This is a genomic window from Bradyrhizobium sp. OAE829 (assembly GCF_040546575.1).
In the GTDB taxonomy this organism is placed as follows: domain Bacteria; phylum Pseudomonadota; class Alphaproteobacteria; order Rhizobiales; family Xanthobacteraceae; genus Bradyrhizobium.
The window spans coordinates 6,563,048-6,584,144 of record NZ_JBEPOE010000001.1; the positions used below are offsets into that span (position 1 = coordinate 6,563,048).

Annotated in this window: 19 protein-coding genes and 1 pseudogene; 15 read left to right on the forward strand and 5 right to left on the reverse strand. The window is 60.2% G+C overall.

What is annotated here, in order from left to right:
- Positions 1–4 precede the first annotated feature (4 nt).
- From ABIE49_RS31570 to ABIE49_RS31580, 3 genes are all read left to right on the forward strand, one after another.
- The gene (locus ABIE49_RS31570; RefSeq protein WP_192735069.1) at positions 5–2,332 is read left to right on the forward strand and encodes a molybdopterin-dependent oxidoreductase; all 2,328 of its coding nucleotides are present in this window, start codon (positions 5–7) and stop codon (positions 2,330–2,332) included.
- Between the two features lie 18 nt (positions 2,333–2,350).
- Positions 2,351–3,055, forward strand: coding sequence for an SDR family NAD(P)-dependent oxidoreductase (locus ABIE49_RS31575; RefSeq protein ID WP_192735068.1), 705 nt, complete (start codon positions 2,351–2,353; stop codon positions 3,053–3,055).
- Positions 3,056–3,144: 89 nt separating this feature from the next.
- Entirely contained in the window at positions 3,145–3,966 is an 822-nt protein-coding gene (locus tag ABIE49_RS31580; RefSeq protein WP_192735067.1) for an enoyl-CoA hydratase-related protein, read from the forward strand.
- Between the two features lie 49 nt (positions 3,967–4,015).
- Here ABIE49_RS31580 and ABIE49_RS31585 read toward each other — a convergent pair whose 3' ends face one another.
- On the reverse strand, positions 4,016–4,609 hold the full coding sequence (locus ABIE49_RS31585; protein WP_192735066.1) for a TetR/AcrR family transcriptional regulator: 594 nt from the start codon (positions 4,607–4,609) through the stop codon (positions 4,016–4,018).
- A 449-nt stretch (positions 4,610–5,058) separates the two neighbouring features.
- Here ABIE49_RS31585 and ABIE49_RS31590 point away from each other — a divergent pair, with 449 nt between their 5' ends.
- The 3 genes from ABIE49_RS31590 to ABIE49_RS31600 all read left to right on the forward strand — a co-directional run bounded on the left by ABIE49_RS31590 (position 5,059) and on the right by ABIE49_RS31600 (position 7,814).
- Positions 5,059–5,922, forward strand: a complete 864-nt coding sequence (locus ABIE49_RS31590; RefSeq protein WP_192735238.1) for an alpha/beta fold hydrolase — start codon at positions 5,059–5,061, stop codon at positions 5,920–5,922.
- A 33-nt stretch (positions 5,923–5,955) separates the two neighbouring features.
- Entirely contained in the window at positions 5,956–6,960 is a 1,005-nt protein-coding gene (locus tag ABIE49_RS31595) for an NADP-dependent oxidoreductase (RefSeq protein WP_192735065.1), read from the forward strand.
- Positions 6,961–7,034: 74 nt separating this feature from the next.
- Positions 7,035–7,814 (forward strand): SDR family oxidoreductase, encoded by a 780-nt coding sequence (locus ABIE49_RS31600; RefSeq protein ID WP_192735064.1) that lies wholly within the window; start codon positions 7,035–7,037, stop codon positions 7,812–7,814.
- Positions 7,815–8,100: 286 nt separating this feature from the next.
- Here ABIE49_RS31600 and acuI read toward each other — a convergent pair whose 3' ends face one another.
- Positions 8,101–9,087, reverse strand: a complete 987-nt coding sequence (gene acuI / locus ABIE49_RS31605; RefSeq protein WP_192735063.1) for an acrylyl-CoA reductase (NADPH) — start codon at positions 9,085–9,087, stop codon at positions 8,101–8,103.
- Positions 9,088–9,523: 436 nt separating this feature from the next.
- On the opposite strand from acuI, the gene ABIE49_RS31610 reads away from it, so the two are divergent.
- The 6 genes from ABIE49_RS31610 (at position 9,524) to ABIE49_RS31635 (ending at position 16,285) form a co-directional block, all read left to right on the forward strand.
- Positions 9,524–9,868, forward strand: a complete 345-nt coding sequence (locus ABIE49_RS31610) for a winged helix-turn-helix transcriptional regulator (RefSeq protein WP_354067100.1) — start codon at positions 9,524–9,526, stop codon at positions 9,866–9,868.
- A 516-nt stretch (positions 9,869–10,384) separates the two neighbouring features.
- Positions 10,385–11,980 (forward strand): class I adenylate-forming enzyme family protein, encoded by a 1,596-nt coding sequence (locus ABIE49_RS31615; protein ID WP_192735061.1) that lies wholly within the window; start codon positions 10,385–10,387, stop codon positions 11,978–11,980.
- Positions 11,981–12,094: 114 nt separating this feature from the next.
- A complete protein-coding gene (locus ABIE49_RS31620) occupies positions 12,095–13,294 on the forward strand; it encodes an ABC transporter substrate-binding protein (protein WP_192735060.1) in 1,200 nt (399 codons plus the stop codon).
- A gap of 69 nt (positions 13,295–13,363) precedes the next feature.
- Positions 13,364–14,464 carry an NADH:flavin oxidoreductase gene (locus tag ABIE49_RS31625; protein ID WP_192735059.1) on the forward strand — a complete coding sequence of 367 codons (1,101 nt, stop codon included), beginning with the start codon at positions 13,364–13,366 and terminating at the stop codon, positions 14,462–14,464.
- Positions 14,465–14,648: 184 nt separating this feature from the next.
- The gene (locus tag ABIE49_RS31630) at positions 14,649–15,440 is read left to right on the forward strand and encodes a crotonase/enoyl-CoA hydratase family protein (protein ID WP_192735058.1); all 792 of its coding nucleotides are present in this window, start codon (positions 14,649–14,651) and stop codon (positions 15,438–15,440) included.
- 56 nt (positions 15,441–15,496) lie between these two features.
- Positions 15,497–16,285, forward strand: a complete 789-nt coding sequence (locus ABIE49_RS31635; RefSeq protein WP_192735057.1) for an SDR family oxidoreductase — start codon at positions 15,497–15,499, stop codon at positions 16,283–16,285.
- Between the two features lie 197 nt (positions 16,286–16,482).
- On the opposite strand, the gene ABIE49_RS31640 is transcribed toward ABIE49_RS31635, so the two are convergent.
- Together ABIE49_RS31640 and ABIE49_RS31645 are read right to left on the reverse strand one after the other, a co-directional pair.
- Positions 16,483–16,722: a hypothetical protein gene (locus ABIE49_RS31640; RefSeq protein ID WP_192735056.1), complete on the reverse strand. Its 240-nt coding sequence runs from the start codon at positions 16,720–16,722 to the stop codon at positions 16,483–16,485.
- 425 nt (positions 16,723–17,147) lie between these two features.
- Positions 17,148–19,088, reverse strand: coding sequence for an AI-2E family transporter (locus ABIE49_RS31645; RefSeq protein ID WP_192735055.1), 1,941 nt, complete (start codon positions 19,086–19,088; stop codon positions 17,148–17,150).
- 280 nt (positions 19,089–19,368) lie between these two features.
- On the opposite strand from ABIE49_RS31645, the pseudogene ABIE49_RS31650 reads away from it, so the two are divergent.
- From ABIE49_RS31650 to ABIE49_RS31660, 3 genes and pseudogenes are all read left to right on the forward strand, one after another.
- Positions 19,369–19,723 (forward strand): annotated as a pseudogene (locus tag ABIE49_RS31650) (hypothetical protein); the annotation flags it as partial.
- 236 nt (positions 19,724–19,959) lie between these two features.
- A complete protein-coding gene (locus ABIE49_RS31655; RefSeq protein ID WP_192735054.1) occupies positions 19,960–20,253 on the forward strand; it encodes a hypothetical protein in 294 nt (97 codons plus the stop codon).
- 21 nt (positions 20,254–20,274) lie between these two features.
- Complete coding sequence (locus ABIE49_RS31660) at positions 20,275–20,736, forward strand: hypothetical protein (protein WP_192735053.1); 462 nt, start codon at positions 20,275–20,277, stop codon at positions 20,734–20,736.
- Positions 20,737–20,868: 132 nt separating this feature from the next.
- Here the strand turns inward: ABIE49_RS31660 and ABIE49_RS31665 are convergent, their stop codons facing one another.
- Positions 20,869–21,027 carry a hypothetical protein gene (locus ABIE49_RS31665; RefSeq protein ID WP_192735052.1) on the reverse strand — a complete coding sequence of 53 codons (159 nt, stop codon included), beginning with the start codon at positions 21,025–21,027 and terminating at the stop codon, positions 20,869–20,871.
- Positions 21,028–21,097 lie beyond the last annotated feature (70 nt).

Below are 21,097 nucleotides of genomic sequence, written 5' to 3' on the forward strand. Positions count from 1 at the left end.
CAAAATGACGGCCGGCAAATGGCTCAAGACGGCCTGCAACCTGTGTTACATCAATTGCGGGATCGAAGTCCTGGTCAACGAGGTGCGCCTCGAGAAAGTACGGGGCGACCGTTCGAGCCCGAAATCACAGGGCTACCTGTGCAACAAGGCGACCCGGATTCCATATTATGCGAATGACAAGGATCGGCTTACGACTCCGCTGCGTCGTCGCGCCGACGGCGGCTTCGATGCAATCGAGTGGGACGTGGCGATCGCAGAAATCGCAGAGCGGCTGCGAGACATCGTCGACAGATATGGCGGCAAGACTATCGCCCTTTACGGCGGTGGCGGGCAGGGCAACCACGCCGGCGGCGCCTATGCCAGTGGATTGTTGCGCGCACTGGGTTCGCGCAGCGTCTTCAATGCCCTTTCGCAGGAAAAAACCGGCGACTTCTGGGTCAATGGCCACATGTTCGGCAGCCAGACGTGCCACACCGCCGAGGACGTCCATCATTGCGATCTCTTGCTTGTCATCGGTGCAAATCCCTGGATTGCGCACGGCTTCCCCAATGCGCGCGATCATCTCAATCAAATCCGCAAGGATCCCGCACGCAAGCTGATCGTCATTGATCCCAGGCGAACCGAAACCGCCGAAATGGCGGATCTGCATCTCGCGGTCCGTCCCGGTGCCGACTCGTTTCTCCTTGGGGCGCTGCTGGCCACGCTTGTCCGGTCCGACCGGATCGATCATGCCTTCATTGAGGAGCACACGATTGGCTCCGCGGAAGTGAGGCAGGCGCTATTAGATATCCCCGTTGAGGAATGGGCTGCCGCTGCCGATATCTCGATCGTCGACCTGGAGCGCTGCGCCGCGATGATCGCAGCGGCGAAGGCCATGGTGGTGCGGGTCGAGCTCGGCATCCAGCAAGGCATCAACTCAACGCTCAACTCCTATCTCGAAAAGCTTCTGATCATGCTTTCCGGCAATTTCGGCCGTAAAGGTACCAACCAACTGCATAGCTGGCTTCAACCGCTATGGGGCAATTCTCCGAATCAGACATTCGCACCGACCGGCGATGCGATTATTGGCGGCCTCTTGCCACCGAACATTTTCCCCGAAGCGGTGCTCAAGGACCATCCCGACCGGTTGCGATGCGCCTGGATCGACAGTTCCAATCCCGCCAACACGGCCGCAAACACCGGGGCCGTGGAACGCGCGCTGCGCTCGCTCGACCTATGCGTTGTGGTCGACGTTGCGATGACCGAAACCGCACAGCTCGCGCATTACGTTCTCCCGGCGTCCTCGCAGTTCGAGAAAACTGAATTCACCCTGTTCAACTTCGAATTTCCGACGAACTATTTTCATGTTCGTGCCGGGGTGTTGCCGCCGCTCGCCGGCACCTTGCCGGAACCCGAGATCTACACGCGGCTTGCCGTCGCCCTGGGGCTTCTGCCAGGTGACAATGTGCTCGCGCCCCTGCGGGAGGCGGCGCGGCGTTCGCGTGCCGAGTTCGCCATCGCCTTTCGTGCTTTCATCGCGGAGAACCCTTCGATCGGCGCAGTTCCAGCCCTAGTGCTCTACCATACGCTGGGGCAGACGCTTCCGGATGGCACGGCGGCCGCAGCACCCTTGTGGGGGGCGGCGCTGGCTTGCGCGAAGCGATCGCCGCAAGCGGTGCGGCGGGCGATCGGCGCATCGGACGAGGTGACGGATCACCAGCTCGGCGATCTCCTGTTCGACACTATCGTTGCCACCCGGCAAGGAACTGCCGTTACCCGGCACGATTATGATGAGGTCTGGTCATTGATCAGCCATTCGGACCGCAAGGTTCGGCTGGTGGTCCCGCAGATGCTGGAATGGCTGGCACGGCTCGATCCGCAAGCAGCGGGCGCGCCAAAGGAGTTTCCATTCATGCTGGCGGCGGGTGGCCGCCGCATGTTCAACGCCAACCAGATCTTTCGCGATCCCGCGTGGCGGCGCGAGGATCCCGACGGCGCCATGTTGATCAATTCGAGCGATCTGCGCGAGTTGGGCGCGAACGATGGCGACTGGATCGCCGTCGAGTCGGTGGTCGGACGGCTCGTCGTCCGCTGCAAGGTCGACGACGCCGTGCGCAATGGCCAGCTGGCGCTGCCGCACGGCTACGGTCAGGCATACCCCACGGCGGACGGCGAGCGCCTGATCAACGGGCCGCGTATCAACCTGCTCACCGAAAGTGGCAACCGCGATCCCATTGCGGGCACGCCCTACCACAAGAACGTCGCGGTTCGTCTGGCCCTGGTGTCCGCGCACGAAGCTGCCGCCTATCAGTCGCAGTCCGAGCGAATTCATATGAGTGCGGCCGCACAATAGCTCGAAGGGAGCGTTAAAATGACCGAGAAGCCAATCGCGATCGTGACCGGGGTAGGGCCGGGCACTGGAGCTGCCATCGTCAAGCGGTTCTCTGCTGGCGGGTTTCGTGTTATCGCGCTTGCTCGCTCAACAGAGCTCATCGATCGCCTTGCGCAAGAGCTGCCCGACGTGCACGCGGTGACCTGCGACGTGTCGGACGAGAGCCAGGTGCGGACCGTGGTCACTGACGTAAAGCGCCGTTTTGGAGCGGCCGAGGTTCTTATCCACAACGCGGTCGGAGGAGGCTGGGGAAGCTTTCGCGAGATCGATCCGAAGATGCTGAAGGGCAATTTCGAGGTCAACGTGATGGGCTTGTTGTACCTGGCCCGCGAAGTGGCTCCTGACATGATCGAGAGAGGTAAGGGCGCGATCCTGGTGACCGGAAACACGTCTTCGATTCGCGGCAAGGCCAATTTTGCCGGCTTCGCTCCGACAAAGGCGGCGCAGCGTATATTGGCCGAGTCGATCGCACGTGACATGGGGCCTCTCGGCGTGCACGTTGCCTATCTTCTCATCGACGCCGTGATCGACACGCCCCGGATGCGCGCGCGCATGAGCGACAAACCGGATGAATTCTTCATCAAGCCTGCCGCCATCGCCGACGAACTGTACCACCTCTATGATCAGGATCGATCGGCCTGGTCATTCCTCACGGAACTGCGGCCATTCGGCGAAAATTGGTGAAGCCTGCCCGGTGAGAAACGGGTTACAGCTGGATAATGCGCTTGCTCATTTAAGAGCGCCGCGGACGCAGGACTTGAAAGGTCACAACCATGACTGATGGGTCAATCTCGATTGATACAGGGACGGACGAACTCCTGTGCGCGATCCGGGATCGCGTTGCCGTGATCACCTTGAATCGGCCCGAGGCGAGAAATTCGCTGTCCGACCATCTCACGCCGGCGTTGCGCCGAATGATCAAGCGCAACGGGGACGATCCGAACGTTGGCGCACTGCTGATTACCGGTGCAGGCAGCGCCTTCTGTTCGGGCGGCGATGTCAAGGGGATGGGCGGCAGTTCGGCCGCACCGGCCATGTCATTCAACGACAAGGTTTCCCGACTGAAGGAGCGTCAGCGAACGCTGACCGGCGTGCTTGTTTCGGTGCGTAAACCCACCATCGCGGCCTTGCCGGGACCGGCGGCTGGCGCTGGGCTTGCGATCGCGCTCGCTTGCGACATTCGTATCGCAGCCGAATCCACCATCATGACGACCGGCTATGCCAGAATTGCGCTTACGGGCGATTACGGCATTTCGTGGCTGTTGACCCGGCTGGCAGGGACGGCGCGTGCCCGCGAACTGATGTTCTTGTCCGAACGGATCGATGCACGCCGCTGCGAAGCACTGGGGCTGGTCAATCGCGTGGTGCCTGATGTTGACCTGCAGAAGGAAGCGTTCGCATGGGCGAGGACGTTGGCGAACGGTCCAGTGAGCGCCTATGCGGCCATCAAGGATAATCTCGATCTTGCGCTATCGGCTGACTTCCTGACGTCATTGGATCACGAGGCCGAGAAGATGGTCGTTGCGGCGGGTACGGCGGAGCACACCGAAGCCGTGCGGGCCTTCATCGAGAAACGCGTTCCCAATTTCAGGTGAGACCAATCGGAAGAAGCAAACGCCAAGAGCCGTTTGCTGCCGTGTCGAATCACGCCTTGGCCGATTTGTTTTCCGGGGATGGTCCGGCAATATCCGCGACGACGGCAGCAATCAGTGATTCTGCCAGAGGGTCGTCCGCAAGCACCCGAGACAATATGACAGCGCCAACCATCTCCGAGAGGATAGCCCCGGGATGTCTGCTGCCGGTAGCCCTTGGGGTCGCGGACGACAGTTTCGCAATCTGGTCGAGATAGCCCTGGATCGCCGTGATGAAGACGGCGCGGAGAGCCGGATCATCGCTCCGCGCGGCGTCGACGGCCAACGCTGGCAGAATGCACCCGGAACCCGGATCGTCGCGATGGGCCGATGACACATAGCGTTCGATGAGTTCGCGAAACGGATCTTTGGGCTGTTGGGCCAGTTCATCCTTCAGCAACGCTGTCGTGTCCGCGATCGCACGTTCGCTGGCCTTGACCGCTAGATCATCCTTTGAAGCGAAGTTACGATAGAAGCCGCCATGGGTCAGGCCGGCAGCTTTCATGATGTCGGCAACGCCGATCCCATCGAAACCTCGCTCGCGCAGCAGGCGCGCCGCAGTCCCGATGATCTGCTCGCGGTTCTCCAGCGCCTTTTCACGCGACACCCTCATGGTTTGCTTACCCCGCTGGTCGCAGGACCGGATATTCGTCCGATGGTCGCCGCCGCGGGCCGCGCGTTCTCAGATTCGCAGAAACTCCGCTTGACTTTTTTCATGACGACCATCATCTAACAGATAAGATGACGATCGTCATCAAAAAAGTGAAGCGAGTCACCTGCCGGTGCAACCGTAGCCGAGAGGTAAAATAATGCCGAACTTGAGAGCGCCACGCAGGAAGCCAGTTTTCGGCGTGTCGATGGGCATCCGCGAGGCCGCGCGGCAAGTCGAATTATTCGACCGGAGTCCTCGGTCGCTGTTCGACAAGATTCTGCGAGCGCAATTCGGGCCGGCGTAATCAGCACGTGTGCTGGCGCGCAAACAGAGAGCTGTGCCGTCCGGCCGGTTATCCGTCCCATCCTGGAGTTTTCGGTCCGAGCCGGACTATGGAGAAGATCATGTCAAGCACCGTTACTAACCTCGGGCGAGGGGTGCGCTACATAGATGCACCCACGCTCTCGATAAATGTCGGGGGGACCAGTTTCGTGTACCGCGACATCGGTCCCCGCACCGGCGTGCCGATAATTCTTCTCAACCATTGGGGCGCGGTTCTCGACAATTTCGATCCGCGGATTGTCGATGGTCTCGCCAGCAAGCATCGTGTGATCGCGACCAACTACCGGGGTATCGGTGGGTCGGGCGGAACAGCGCCTGTGACCGTCGATGAAATGGCACGGGATGCGATCGGCCTGATCCGCGCGCTGGGCTTCGATAAAGTCGATCTGCTCGGCTTTTCCCTCGGCGGATTCGTGGCGCAGGATATCACGCTGAAAGCGCCTGACCTGGTGCGAAAGCTAATTTTGACCGGCACGGGGCCGGCGGGCGGCGAAGGAATCGACAAGGTGTGGTCGGTATCCTGGCCTTTGATGATCAAAGGCCTTGTGACGCTGCGGGACCCGAAATTCTATCTGTTCTTCACGTCCACGGCCAATGGCCGCCAAGCCGCCACGGCCTTCCTGAAACGGCTGAAGGAGCGAAAGGCCGGCCGGGACAAAGGACCTACGCCCGGCGCTTTCTTGCGGCAGGTCAAGGCGATCACTGCCTGGGGCCGACAGGCCCCTCAAGATCTCGCGAACATTCGGATCCCGGTCCTGATCGCGAATGGCGACAACGATATCATGGTGCCGACCGCAAACAGCATCGATATGGCGCGCCGTATCCCGCGCGCAGAACTGGTTATCTACGAAGACGCCGGGCATGGCGGGATTTTTCAGAACCACGCCGATTTCGTGCCGAAGGCACTGTCTTTCCTCGACGCCTGACACCGCGACATAGATCAATTTGGAGAAGACACCATGAAGGCATTCGTTGTCGATAAATACAAAAAGAAGGGCGCGCTGCGCTTTGCCAAAGTGCAAGAGCCGGAGGTGCGGGATGATGATGTCATGGTTAGTGTTTACGCAACTGGTGTGAACGTTCTGGACTCCAAGATCAGGGACGGGGAATTCAAACTCTTCCTGCCGTATCGTCCGCCTTTTGTTCTCGGCCACGATGTGGCCGGGATCGTCACCAGGGTTGGTCCCAAGGTCAGGCGGTTCAAGGCGGGCGACGAAGTCTATGCACGGCCGCGCGATCATCGGGTCGGAACATTCGCGGAATTCATTGCCGTGAATGAATCTGACGTGGCGCTTAAGCCCAAAAACATCAGCATGGAGGAAGCGGCCTCCATCCCGCTGGTAGGGCTGACCGCCTGGCAGGCGCTGGTGGAGGTGGCCAAGCTGAAGCCCAGCCAGAAGGTCTTCATCCAGGCCGGCTCCGGTGGCGTCGGGACTTTTGCCATCCAGCTTGCCAAGCACCTCGGCGCGACAGTCGCGACGACGACGGGTGCGAAAAATATCGAGCTGGTCAAGAGCCTCGGTGCGGATGTGGCCATCGACTACAAGACGCAGGATTTCGAGAAGGTTTTGTCCGGCTACGATGTGGTGCTGCATAGCCAGGACGCCAAGACGCTTGAAAAATCTCTGCGCGTGTTGAAGCCGGGGGGCCTCCTCATTTCGATTGCGGGGCCGCCCGACCCCGAATTTTCCAGGGAATTAGGATTGAACCTGTTCCTGAAGCTGGTGATACGCCTCCTGAGCCGTGGCGCGCGGAACAAGGCCCAAAGTCTTGGCGTGCGCTATTCATTCCTGTTCATGCGAGCGCAGGGGCAGCAGCTCAACGAAATCACATCGCTGATCGAATCCGGCGTGATCCGTCCGGTCGTGGATAAAGTCTTCCCGTTTGAAAAAACCGCGGATGCTTTGGTCTACGTCGAGACCGGCCGCGCAAGAGGCAAGGTCGTCATTGCAGTGAAACAATAGGTTTTCGTACTGGCGTCGCCTGAGTTGCGGCGCCACGACGCCAGTCGGCCACCAAACTCATCCGAGGAAACAGCATGACTCAATCCAACCGCGACACCCAAACTTCCACACAGGACGTTGCACTCATTGTCGGCGGCGGTCCGGGCATCAGTTCGAGTTGCGCCAGGCTGTTCGCGGAAAGCGGCATGCGAGTCGGCGTCGCAGCCAGAAATCCCGAAAAAGCCGTCCTTGAGACCCTCGAAAAGACACACGGTGTGCGTCGGTACGTCTGCGACGCCAGCGAACCGCCGGCCGTGGCGCGGCTGTTCGAGAATGTCGTTCAAGACATCGGGACGCCAAGGCTTGTCGTGCATAACATCGATGGCCGGGTGCCCGGCATTTTTCGCAAGAGCGTTATCGAAGCCGACCCGGTGATGGCGCTCGAGACGCTTCGCAATTCGGCATTCAGCGCGTTTCTGGTCGGTCAACAGGCTGCTCGGCTCATGCTCGGCAACGAACCCGACGCCAATGGCGCGAGAGGAACGATCATCTTCACGAACGCCAGCGCGGCGCTCAAGGGCTTCCCGTCAAGTGGCGCCTTTGCGATGGCATGTCATGCCAAGTCCGGACTCGCGCAAAGCATGGCAAGAGAACTGATGCCGCAGGGTATCCACGTCGCGAACGTGCCGATCGACGCCGCGATCGGCTGGACCCAGGAGGACGGGACGCGCGCGCATCGGCTGGCGGGAACGACTGTCGATGACAACATGGCCGACCCCGTCCATATCGCAAAAACCTATCTGCAGCTTCATCAGCAGCATCGGTCGACCTGGGCGTTCGAAGTCGTGCTCCGGCCGTGGGCCGAGAAATGGTGAACCGCATTGGCTTCGGTGCGGACCTGCGAAGCGACTGACCATTGCCTTTCGAGTTGATGTGCCTCTCGCCGACATCGACCGCAAAATTGGCCTATAATAATGGACTCCAAGAGGGTTTGCTGTCTTGTTGCCGCGCGGTCCGATTTTCATCGAGGCGTCGCCCAGCAAGCCCGGTCGCAAGATAGCTAGAGCATGATCCGGAAAAGTGTGAAGCGGTTTTCCGAAAAGATCATGCTCAAACAAGGAGCTAAAGCGCGATGACGATTCAACCCAATCTCATCGCGCTTTAGGCATTCACGTCGACGACCGTGCGGCCCTGGACCTTCCCGGCGAACATTTGGCGCACCACATCGGGGACCTCCGCGAGGCCGACCACCTGCATCGTTCGGGCGAGCTTGTTCACGTCCAGATCGCGCGCCAAACGCGACCATGCCTCGAGTCGCGCCGCCTGAGGGGTATTCACCGAGTCGATGCCTGCCAGGGTGACATTGCGCAGGATGAACGGCAGAACCGTTCCGGGAAGATCGACACCCTGAGCCAGTCCGCAGGCCGTCACTACGCCGCGGTACTGCGTCTGCGCCAGCACGTTCACCAGGGTATGACTGCCGACCGAGTCGACAGCGCCAGCCCAACGCTCGCGCGAGATTGGTGCTCCAGGCTCCGAAAGCGTTCGTCGATCAATGACTTCTGCCGCGCCGAGACTCCGCAGATAATCGGCTTCCTCAAGACGTCCCGTCGATGCGACGACGCGATAGCCGAGATCGGCGAGGAGGGCGATCGCGATTGACCCAACGCCGCCGTTGGCGCCGGTTACGAGGATGTCGCCACGCTGCGGTGTGATGCCGCCATGTTCGAGGGCGAGCACCGACAGCATCGCGGTGTAACCCGCCGTGCCGATCGCCATGGCGTCTTTTGTCGAAAACGGCGCCGGAATCTTCACCAGCCATTCGCCTTTCAGCCGTGCCCTCTGGGCATATCCACCGTGATGGGTCTGACTTAAGCCCCAGCTGTTGGCGACGACGCGGTCTCCGACTGCGATGCCGGGATAGGAGGATGCCTCCACTGTTCCAGCGAGATCGATGCCGGGAATGAGGGGAAACTGGCGAATGACCTCTGTGCGCCCGGTAATTGCCAGCGCATCCTTGTAGTTCACGGTCGAATAGTCGACGGAGACCGTAACGTCGCCAGGCATGAGATCTTGCTCGTTCATTTCGACCACGCTGGTCGTAATCTTTCCGTCTGTCTTTGCTGCCAGCAGTGCCTTGAACGTCATCGTCATATCCCGGGTCGGTGTTGCGTTGTCCACGGACCTAGGGTCGCGTCTCGTTTTCGCAAGAAGGCACAATTAAAGCGGCTACTATCATTTATGAACGTACCCGACGCGTGCCAAAGCGGAGAGCAGGGCTTGGCCGATACCACAGCGGATCTGACATGACGACGGAGCGTCCCGAAGCCTGGGCAGGCTACCGGCCGAAATCACCATCTATTGTATTGGGATCGTCATGTGATATAAACCCCGACGTCGGTTCGATAGCATCGACGGCAACATCCAAGACGTCAACCGAGCGAGTGTGACCGTAGCTAGGCTCCGCCGACCCGAGTTCGTGTCCTGCATGCCGCAGAACGCATGATTATGGCAGATGCGACCATTTCTGGAGGTGTCCATGCGTCCAAGACGGTTTGACGCGAAGAGCGGATGTGCGGTCGGAGTGACACTGTCCGTCATTGGCGGCATGTGGAAGCCACTGATCCTATTCCATCTCTTCGCTGGCAAGAAGCGGTTCATGGAACTGTCCCGAGCCATCCCTAACGCCACGCAGAGGATACTGACCCTTCAATTGCGCGAGTTGGAGGCCGATGGCGTGATCGTGCGCCATGCCTATCCGCAGATTCCTCCGAAGGTGGAATATGAAATCTCTGCCTTCGGCCAGAGCCTCGGGCCTGTACTGCTTTCGCTTCGGAGTTGGGGCAAGCAGCATGGAGGCTCAATTGAAGGCGTCCCTGAGCCGCATCACGCGCTGGAAGATCGGCAGCCAAGCGCATGCTTTGTGTAGCGTGAGATTGAGTGAAGCGTGCGGACTTTGTGCTGCGGACGCCTGAGCAGTCGAGATGTATCACCCTACGGTGCCCAATGAGCTGGCGTCGTACGGCGAGTTGCCAGCTTCAGCCAGTGTTCACTTAGCGACGCGATTATTGCGAGCCGCTAACGAACGATGCCTGTGCCAAACTTCTTCAACCTGCCACGCGAAGCGAGCATTCGCGTGGCATCAGCTGACTCTAACGAGTGCTGAATATCGCGGCTGCGCGTGCCAACGAGCAACGCACTTCCCCAAGTTAGTCTTATCCTACTGATTTCTCCGAATAATCTGCGTATCAAACATTAAATTCCAAATAGGAATTGAATTCATGAGATGGAAGTCATTCCCACTTTTAAAAAGGCATACCGGCATCTGACTTGACAGTTCTATTTTAGAACTATTTACTTGCCACAACGATGGAAGTGAGGAGCGGACCTGCCGTTTAAAGGCGGCCACGCAGCACCCCCGAAAACAAGGCGCGAGGAGGATGGCATGAGGAGCGTGGACGATATCACTGCGGCCGAACTGCTGGACGGCCTGCCGTCCAGGGTACACGAGGTCTACGCGCCGTTCGTGCGGGACATTCCGGATCATCCGGCGTTCGTGGAAGGGGGGCGTTCGTGGAGCTACCGGCAATTCTCGGAAGCTGTCGACGCCGCGGCGAAGGACCTTTCCGATTTGGGGATCGGGCCCGGCGATCGCGTGATGATTGCGAGCGAGAACAGCGTGGCCCTGGGGGCGATGCTATTCGCGGCGAGCAAGCTCGATGCCTGGGGCATTGCGGTTAATCCCCGCCTCTCAGCCAGGGAGATCGACCTGATCGGGACTCACAGCGGCGCACGACGCGTACTTTTCAACTCGGCGCTTTCGAAGGAAGCGGCCGATCACGCCAGCCGCGTCGGCGCCAAAATAGACGCTGTGGGACCGTTCGGTGGAATCGGTATTGGTCCACTCAATGCAGATGCGCAAGCGGAGCCCTTCGAGAAGGATGGCGCCCGCCAGGTCGCGGGCCTCTTGTACACCTCGGGCACGACCGGTGCTCCGAAGGGAGTCATGCTGAGCCATCGCAACCTGCTCTTTACCGCAAGGACTTCGGGAATTCTTCGCCGAAGCGGTCCGGCAGACCGCATCTACGGCGTGCTGCCGATGTCCCACATCGTCGGGTATTCGATCCTGCTGATCGCCACGCTGATGCACGGCGCTACCTTATACGTTGTGGCCAAGGCCGATCCCGCCGCGCTGGCCCATGCCATAGCCGAGGAGGGGATCACGAGCCTGTTCGGTGTTCCCGCCACATATCAGCGTCTGCTCGAACACAAGGCGGTCAAGGGCATCCAGCGACTCGATCGAGGCAAGCTGCGGACCATTGCCGTCGCCGGCGCTCCGCTCGACCTCGACTTGAAGAAGCGGATCGAGGACGAATTCGGAATCCCGCTGTTGAACAATTACGGCATAACCGAATGTTCGCCGGGCCTGTCGGGTGTCCGTTCCGAACACCCCGTTTCCGACGAGTCGGTCGGCCCCTTTCTTCCCGGTATCGAGCACCGGATCGTGGACAGGCAGGGCAAGAAGGTGGCGACCGGCGACGTGGGCGAGTTGCACGTGCGAGGTCCCAACGTGATGCTTGGCTACTATCGCTCTCCCGAACAGACGGCCGCGGCGATCGATGACCAGGGATGGTTCAACACGGGCGATCTCGCCCGGGTGAACGGCGAGGGCCATCTCTATATCGCTGGCCGCACCAAGGAACTCATCATCCGCTCCGGCTTCAACGTTTATCCCGCCGAGGTGGAGGCGGTGCTGAATGCGCACGACCAGGTCGTCCAATCGGCTGTGGTGGGACGACCGGTCGACGGCAACGAGGAGGTCGTTGCGTTCGTGCAGCTTCTCCCCGGCGCCACCGTTAGCGCCGAAGACCTGAAGGCGTACACAGCCCAACAGCTCACTTCGTACAAGCGTCCGACTGAATTGATCGTGCTCGACGCTCTGCCGGCAGCCTCCACCGGCAAGATACTCAAACACAAGCTGCGAGAGATGGCGATCGAGCGGGCGGCCGGGAAGGCGTCCGAGGCGGCAGCCGCGGGCTGAGTGATGCACTGCAAGGAATCGGACGAAGCCGCATCAGGATTCGGTCGCGGACGCCGCACGGAAATTCAACGATTGATGAGCGACGCAGCCCGTCGCTGGACAAGGGAGATATCAATGCTCAGGAAGACCATACTGGCAGCCGCGATCGGCGTGACGATTTTCGGCGCGCATGCGCGTGCGGAAACCCCCGGCGTCACGAGCACCGAAGTGAAAGTGGGGGCTACGTTCCCGTTTAGCGGTCCCGCGTCGCCGCTCAGCAATACCGGGAAGGGTCTGATCGCATACATCAATTCGATCAACGAGCGCGGTGGCATCAACGGCCGCAAGATCAACCTCTTCACCTACGACGATGCTTACAGTCCGCCCAAGACCGTCGAGCAGACCAGAAAGCTCATCGAAAGCGACGAGGTGGCATTCCTGTTCGGTCCGCTGGGTACGCCCGGCATCGGCGCCACGATAAAGTACGTCAACGGCAAAAAGGTGCCTCATCTATTTGTGGTGAGCGGAGTTACCAAGTTCACTAGCTTCGCTGAATTTCCGATGACCACGACGGGGCTCCCCAGCTATGACACGGAAGGACGCATCTACGCGAAATACATTACCCAGGCCCGACCGGACGCAAAGATAGCGATCCTGTATCAGAACGACGATTTGGGTAAGGACTTCCTCAATGCATTCAAAGGCTACTTGAAAGACGACTTCGACAAGAAAGTCGTATCGTCCTCCTATGAAGTGACCGAGCCGACGATCGATTCCCACGTGGTGAAGTTGAAATCGTCTGGCGCAGAGGCGTTCATGGTTGCCGGCACACCGAAATTCGCGGCCCAGGCTATCAAGAAGGCCGACGAGGTTGGTTGGAAGCCTCTGTTTCTGATCAATCTGGTGTCGAGCTCGGTCTCTTCAACCATCGTCCCCGCGGGGCCGGAGAAAGCTGTGGGCATCGTCGCCGCGACAATCTTCAAGGATCCGGGCGACAAGAAGTGGGCCGATGATCCCGGCATCAAGTGGTACCGCGACCATTTCGCGAAATACCTGCCGGGTGCCGACATCGGCGATGCCAATTATCTGTTCGGCACGCAGCAGGGACAGATCCTGGAGCAGGTGCTCAAGCAGTGCGGTGACGATCTATCGCGCGAGAACATCGTCAAGCAATCGCGTAACATACGTGGCTTGTCCCTGCCGACGCTCATTCCCGGCATTACGGTCAACACCGGCCCGGACAGCAGTATGGCGTATACACAGCTGCAGTTGCAGCGCTGGAACGGCAGCACATGGGATCAGTTCGGGAAGGTTCTCAGCGCCGAGGACAAGTGAGCCAACCTCTTGAATGAGCAATGCGTGTGATCGGAGCCCGCAAAGCTCCTAATGAGTCAGGGAGCGTGAATGTCGAGCGATGCACTTTTCCGGCCTTTCAAGCTGAAAGGGCTGAACTTGCCGAACCGGGTGGTGATGGCGCCAATGACGCGCTCATTCTCTCCGGGCGGAATTCCGACCGAAGACGTTGCGCGGTACTACCGCCGCCGTGCCGAGGGCGCGGTCGGGTTCATCATATCGGAGGGCACGGGGGTGGATCGTCCGGCATCCCTGAACGATCCGAATGTTCCCCGCTTTCATGGCGAGAAGGAGCTGGCAGGGTGGCGGCGTGTGGCTGACGAGGTGCACGCCGCGGGTGGCCTGATGGCACCGCAGCTCTGGCATGTCGGAGCCGTTCGCACGCGTGCCCAGAATTGGTCTCCTCCCGGTGCCTACGACAGTCCGTCCGGCCTTTCGCGACCGGAGAAGAAGTTCGGCGAGCCGATGAGCGACGAGGACATTGCAGACGCCATTCGCGCTTTCGCCGACGCGGCGGTTGCGGCGAAGCGCCTGGGGTTCGATGCCGTCGAATTGCATGGCGCGCACGGCTATCTGATTGATCAGTTCTTTTGGGAGGGTACTAATCGCCGCGAGGATGCTTACGGAGGCAAGGACCTGCCCGGCCGGGCCCGGTTCGCCGCTGATATCGTTCACGCCGTGCGCAAGGCGGTCGGATCGGACTTTCCGATCGTGCTGCGGATCAGCCAGTGGAAGCAGCAGGACTTTGAAGTGAAGCTGGCCGATACGCCTCGCGCATTGGAAGCCTGGCTCGAACCTCTGGTCGACGCGGGCATCGACATGTTGCATTGCTCGCAGCGGCGCTTCTGGGAGCCGGAGTTCGATGGCTCCGATTTGAATTTTGCCGGATGGGCCAAGAAGGTGACGGGAGTACCGACGATTTCGGTCGGGTCGGTCGGTCTGACCGGTGAATTCATCGCCGCATATGGCGGCGAGAGTTCCCGTCCGGCGTCCCTCGACGAGTTGATCCGCCGCCTCGATCGCGAGGAGTTCGATCTCGTCGCGGTGGGCCGGGCGCTGCTTCAGGATCCGCAGTGGCTGCTCAAGGTACGTGACGGCCGGACGGATGAACTGATGGCTTTCGAACGGACCGCGTTCGCGGCGCTGAGTTGAGTTGAGCGATGATAAGGTTCGAGGCAGGGCGCATCGCCACTGAATAAGGTCTATCCAAATTTTCTGTAGCCAGTGCTTCGGCGACCGTTCCAAGCTTGCTGGCAGGGAATAATTAGCTGCACGCCAGTCGACCGGAGCCTGCGTGTCGTTGCGCAGTCCCCTGGAAACAATTCGGAGGCAACAAATGAGCGACACTAAAACTCAAGTCGGGCAGATCCGCACCGAAGTGCATGGGCACGTCTTCAAGATCATCATCGACAATGTGACGAAGAAGAACTCGTTCAGTCCGCAGATGATGGCCCAGATGTCCGATGCGATGACGCTTCTCGACCGAACGGACGATTACTGGGTCGGGGTACTCTGCGCCGAAGGCCCGGATTTCACGGCCGGGCTGGATATGCCGAAATTCTTTGGACCCAAGGCTGAGAATACCGAGATCAAGCCTGGCAACATCGATGCGTTCGCGCTCAAAAGCCGGTGCCGCAAGCCGATCGTCACGGCAGTGCAGGGGATCTGTTTCACGATCGGTATCGAAATGATGCTGGCTGGCGATATCGTCGTCGCGGCCGATGACGCCCGGTTCTGCCAGATGGAGTCAAAACGCGGGATCGCGCCGCTTGGCGGTGCGCACTTCCGGTATTTGACCCGGGCTGGCTGGGGAGATGCGATGTATCATTTGTTGCTGTGCGACGAGTTCAATGCGGCCCGAGCGCACAAAATCGGATTTGTTCAGGAAGTCGTCGCTCCCGGCCAACAGGTTGCCCGCGCGATGGAAATCGCACAACTCATCGCCAAGAACGCGCCGATCGGCATTCAGGTGACCAAGGAAGCCGCATTGAAATACATCGAGGCCGGTGAAAAAGCTGCGATCGATTACATCCCGAAGATCAAGGATCGCGTCTTCAGCAGCGAAGACATGAAGGAAGGCATCCAGTCTTTCGTGGAACGTCGCTCGGCAGTATTCCGCGGGAAATAGAGTCCCGCGGACCACATAACCGCTCAGCAGAACTTCGTCCACAAGAGGATTTGACTATGGGAAGCATCAAGAAGGCATTAGATCTCACTGGCAAGAATGCCCTTGTTACAGGCGGCTCCCGCGGCCTTGGGCTGCAGATCGCCGAGGCGCTAGGCGAGCAAGGGGCGCGGGTCGTGATTTCCTCTCGCAAGGCGCCGGATCTCGAAAAGGCCCAGGCGCATCTTGCCGGCCTCGGCATCAAGGCGGAGTGGATCGCAGCTGATAATTCCAGGGACGAAGACGTCAAGCGGCTCGCCGACGAAACGATCAAGAAGCTCGGCCGGGTGGACATTCTGGTGAACAATGCGGGCGCGACCTGGGGTGCGCCGACCGAGGATCATCCGATCGAAGCGTGGGACAAGGTGATGAATCTGAATATCCGCTCGCTGTTCCTGCTCAGCCAGCAGGTCGCGAAGCACTCGATGATTCCCAACAAGTATGGCCGCATCATCAACCTTGCTTCGATCGCGGGCCTGTTCGGAAGCTCCGGGGATATGCAGATGGTCGCCTACAACACGAGCAAGGGCGCGGTGGTCAATTTCACGCGGGCGCTGGCGGGCAGTTGGGGGCGTTACGGAATTACGGCCAATGCCCTGGCGCCGGGCTTTTTTCCGTCGAGGATGACGAAGGGCACGATCGAAGCTGTCGGGGTCGAAAAGCTCGCCGCCGGCGCGCCGCTGCGCCGCATCGGCGACGAGGAGGATCTGAAGGGCGCCGCGGTTCTCTTCGCCAGCGACGCCGGCAAGCACATCACCGGTCAGATCCTTGCCGTCGATGGCGGTCTGACTTCGGTGATCTCGGGCTAGGAAACCACCAGCGTCAGCGTCTCGGCAGCCAGGGCCGGCGATTGGCTGCGTGCCATGTGACGAGAAGTCTTCGCCTGATGCGTGGTAAGCGAACGGCCGCTCGTGGCGCAAAGCCGTCATTCGCGAAAGCCATCAATGCGCTAAGGGCCGAACCACAACTCGGTCTTGTCAATTAACTTACGTCTTTCAGAGATCACTCAGCGGCGGTCTGTCCGGACAGTCAAACGGGATTGCACTTTGGCTTGCTGTTCGCGCACAGCAACGGCGAAAACGCGGAGCCCTGGCATCGAAAGTTGGTTGTTATCATCGACAAAGCCACGGCGCCGAAGACCCTCAACAACCGCCGGATCATCGTATCGCGTTGAGCCGCCGCCGAACAACTTGATCAGCAGCCTTTGTTCAAGTCTATCCAAGTCGTCCCAGTTCGCATCAACCATAGTCGCCGCCCGGTCCGGTGGGCTATCTACGCAGCGCGCGAGTCAACGCTTAGTAACGGGACGTGATTCGGGCGGCTTGGTGGCGGTTACCTTGGTGACGACGGACGTTTGAAACAAACCCAGATTCTCCCCGGGGGGCATCTGTTTGTCCTTTGGTCTGGGACGAACCGACCGCATCGGGGGCTCCGTACGCATTGGGATTAAAAACCCAAGACCCCCTTCCGTCTAAACCGAGCAAAAAAATGCGGGAAGCCCTTGGCACATAGCGTCAGTTTTCGCGGTGAAGGCTATATCTGTTAATCGGTATGGGGTCCCGGCGCCGATCGGCGAGCTAAGCTATTGATCTGCCAAGAGGTGAAGGGGTCAGCCTTGGACGCCTATTCACACCGCTCACCTTGGGGCCGGAGCGGACATTGACTGAAATCTCACGCAGCTACCGTCGTAGACTTTTCCTGCCTCGAGGCTTCCTGACGTTCGTCCTTTACTCCCGCCGCCTCGATGCAAAGCTTGACCGCATCACCGAGGCTCGCCGCAACGAGGTCGGCTTTGGCGCCTTCCCGCAACAATTCCAACGCAGCCGGGTCAGCCTCCTTGAGCCAACAGCCCAGGACAATGGTTGCACTTGGTAACTTCCGCCTCAGGCGCCGCACGGCGTAGCGCATGTGCGCGGGCCCACTGGCGTCGAGGTAGACCAGGCAGACGATCGCAACGCCCGACGTATCCAGGCGGAAGACATTGGTGGTGGAGAGCGCTTCCGCAGCTTCCACCCGCGCCGGCAGTCCGTGCGCCGTCGAGAGCTGCGCCAGCATGACCGCGGCGGCCTCGTCGATGAGGCTGCGTCCGGCCACGCAGAGCACGGGATGTTCACCTTGCCATTCCGGCGGCAGGGTTTCCTTGCTGAGAACCGGCAAATGTTCACTGACCGCATTTTCGGCCACGCTTTCCACCGCAGACGATGCTTCTGCATCGGTGGTCGCGCTTTCCTTCGCCGGCGGCCGATCGTCCTGATCGGACAGGTCGCCTACAAATTCGCTTACCGCGTCCCGAATCTTGATGAGACGTTCCCGGTCAAGCGCGCCGCGCTCGGCATCGGCTTGCGCCAGGTGCAGCCCCTTCAAGGCGACCTCGTCATAGTACGAGGCCAGCGACCGTTCTTTCAGGAACTCTTCGGCCTTTTCGGCGGCTTCGGTCGGATCGCCCGCCAGCATCCGCTGGTAAAATATTTCGGGGGGTGAAAGCGCCGGACGGTCCCCGAACATGACGTCAAGAAACTCCAGACGTTCGACATGACGACCGAGCACAACAAGGCACACTGTGAGAGGCGTCGCGAGGACGAGCCCGATCGGTCCCCATAGTGCGGTCCAGAACGTCGCCGAGGCGATCACCGCAACGGGAGAGAGCCCGGTGCTGTGGCCGTAAACCATAGGCTCGACGACGTGGCCGACGAGCGGCTCCACAACAAGAAAAAGCGCTGCTGTCCAGAGCAACATCGACCAGCCTGGATCGACGGCTACCGCCAAGGCCAGCGGAAATGCTGCCGCGATGACGGCGCCGATGTAGGGGACGAAGCGAAGCGCTGCCGCCAGGATGCCCCAAAGGATCGCGCTTGGAATCCCGATGATCCACAGGCCCGTGCCGATCACCACGCCAAATGCACCGTTCAGGAGAAGTTGGGTCAGGAACAGCCGGCTGAGTCGGCTCGCCGCGTCGTCGAGTGCCGCTGTCGTACGCTGCAGATCGGATGAGCCTGCCAGCCGAATAAGCCGGTTACGAAGATCTTCGCGTTGAAGCAGAATGAAGATCACGAAAATAACGATGATGCCGGTTGTCGCGAGGGGATGAACCAGCGGGGAGATCAAGGTCCGCAGGCTTTCCAGCGCGCCCGGATCGGGCTGGCGCACTTCCACCGGAACCGGCGCTACTGGCCCCGGGACGCCGGGACCGAGGACGGAGCCTGGCGCACGCGCAGATGCGGCGTCTTTCGGTTTATCGAGCTCCTTGCTGAGATCCTTCAGCATGTCGGAGGCGCGTTCCAGCGTGCCCCTGCCGGCCTTTGTGTCCCGAAAGGACTGGATCTTTTCGCTTATCGTCGACTGGTAACGGGGGAGATCCCCCGCGAGTTGCGTCAGTTGCGTGGCAAGAAGGCTCCCCATCGCGAAAATCAGCGAGAAGGCGAGTATGACCACGCTGACGACGGCCAATGCGCGGGGGACATGGATACGCTGCAATAGTCCGACCAGCGGCGCCAGCACGAAGCTGAGAAGGATAGCCAAGGCGACGGGCACGAAGATATCCCGGCCAAAATAGAGCATCGAGATGATGATGACAGCCAGAATCGCAGTCGCCACGGCGCTGAGCAGCGCCATAAGCTCTTCAGTAGTGCGTGGCCTAAATGGCTGTCTGGTTAGAGGCATCTGCTTTCCATAACGGGGCAACCCGCATAGAAAAGCCGCTCGGGCATTACTCCGCGCGGCTCTTATAGACGGCTGCCGTTTCCGGTTCCGCCGCTACCTACCAATAGATGAGCCGCGCAAAGGTTTCTGGCCGGGAGAAATAAAACGCTGTAGCCGAGCCTTCCAAAGACACGCCTGCGACCCTGAAAAAGTCGGCTCGTTGCCGATATGCCCTCTTCGCCGCTTATGGCGCGCGGTGGATTTCCCGGCGTCCGTCTTCAGCGAGGAAGCGGGCCAACCCGATGGGTATGGGCGGCGATTCCAAACCTCCGACGGCCGCGCCAACATCACGATCCAAGCTGCCCCCAACGTTGCGAACGATTCACCCGCTGCTTTTCTTGCGAAGAAGAATCCGCCTCCGCGCAGTACAAGCGAGTGACGCCCCGCTTCTTCGCGGTTTCCAGCTACAAGGGCGACAAAGTTTGGTACGACCGCTGCAACTTCTCGAGGGGATTGGTCCATTGCTGCTGATCAACTATCCCGCCAGGGAAGAGCGCGCTTGGGACGATATCGTCACTCGCATTAGCCTGTCGCTCAGCGGCAAGTAGGTGTTCTCCGGGCCCCGCCGACCGAGGTCGGGAGCCTTGGGCCAGCGTTGCCGCAAGTGATCGAGATGTGACTGGGCTGACGAATGTGCTCGAAGATGGGAAGCAGAAGCGATGGCCAAAGTCTTCATAACCGGTAGCACGGACGGACTCGGTCGCGCGGCGGCGCTGTCGCGCTCGCTGCAAAGAGCGCGCCCGGGTTCGATATCGACCAGGCGCGGTCGGACGACAAGCGGGCGTTGTGGACCTACACCCTGCTCGACGCACAGGGCGCCACGGCCGTCGTACGTCAGGAGGATCGCTCCCGCATGATCTCCGACGGGCTCTCGGACGCCGACATCGAGGCCGTCGAGCGTCACCTGACCATGCTCCAGATGAACGGTCTGGTGCCGACGAAGCATCCTGTCCTTCGGCAAATGATCGAAGGCGTGGCGGCTGCACCGACCGCCATGAACGTCAGTGTCGCCCAGGGAACCTACTTCCGGGGGATGAAGCTTGCACACGGCGAAATCGACCGCCGCTATGGAGGGTAGCGTGTCGAGGACGGCAACGTCGTGGATCGCGAGGATCGCCGTCCCGATCCACCGCCGGCAGAGCCTGCGCCGACCCCGCAAATCGTCCCAATGGCGGAATTCTCGAAGTTCGCGGAAAATGTCATCAAGCTTAATGCCAAGAACGGTCAGTGGGACCAAAAGACCCAGCGGCAGGCGAGGAGCGTTGCGAACCTGTTCGTCAAGTTCATGATCGAGGACCAGCAGGTCGACGATCTGAACCTGCTGCGCCAGGCGCATGTCGGCAAATTCGTCGATCTCCTCGTTTTCGAGATCTACAAGCACTACGGCAAATCGGTCAGGGATGAACACCTGACGATTGCGCAGCTTCGCGAGAAGGGGCACGAGCTCGACAAGAACAAGAAGGAGGGTGAAAAAAGCAAGTGCGGTCTCAGCAGCGGAACCGTCAACCGGCATTTGACCTTCGCCGGTCAAATTTATACGCCGGCGCGCGCGGCTTGGTGAACCTCGACAAGATCGACCTCTCGAAGCTCCGCACCAAGAGCAAGCAAAAAAAGCGCGGCCGGGGCGAGAGGCCCAAGCTGCCGATCGAGAGCGCCTTGGCAATTTACCGCACGTCGCCGTCCGATGGATTCTCTAGAAGTCTTCGATATCGCGCGCCAGCACGATCAGGAGATAGTCGTCGCTGCCGACATCAGAAAAGTGCGGATCACGGACGCCGGGAGCCGTTCGCAAGGCGCCGGTGCGGTTACCCCCACATGCGTATTCATGACCGGCCGCTTCCAAAGCGGACATTCGCTTAAGAGCGATCATGGGATGAACGGGTTAAACTTTGAACATCCGTCGCGCAAGAAATTCGAGAAGA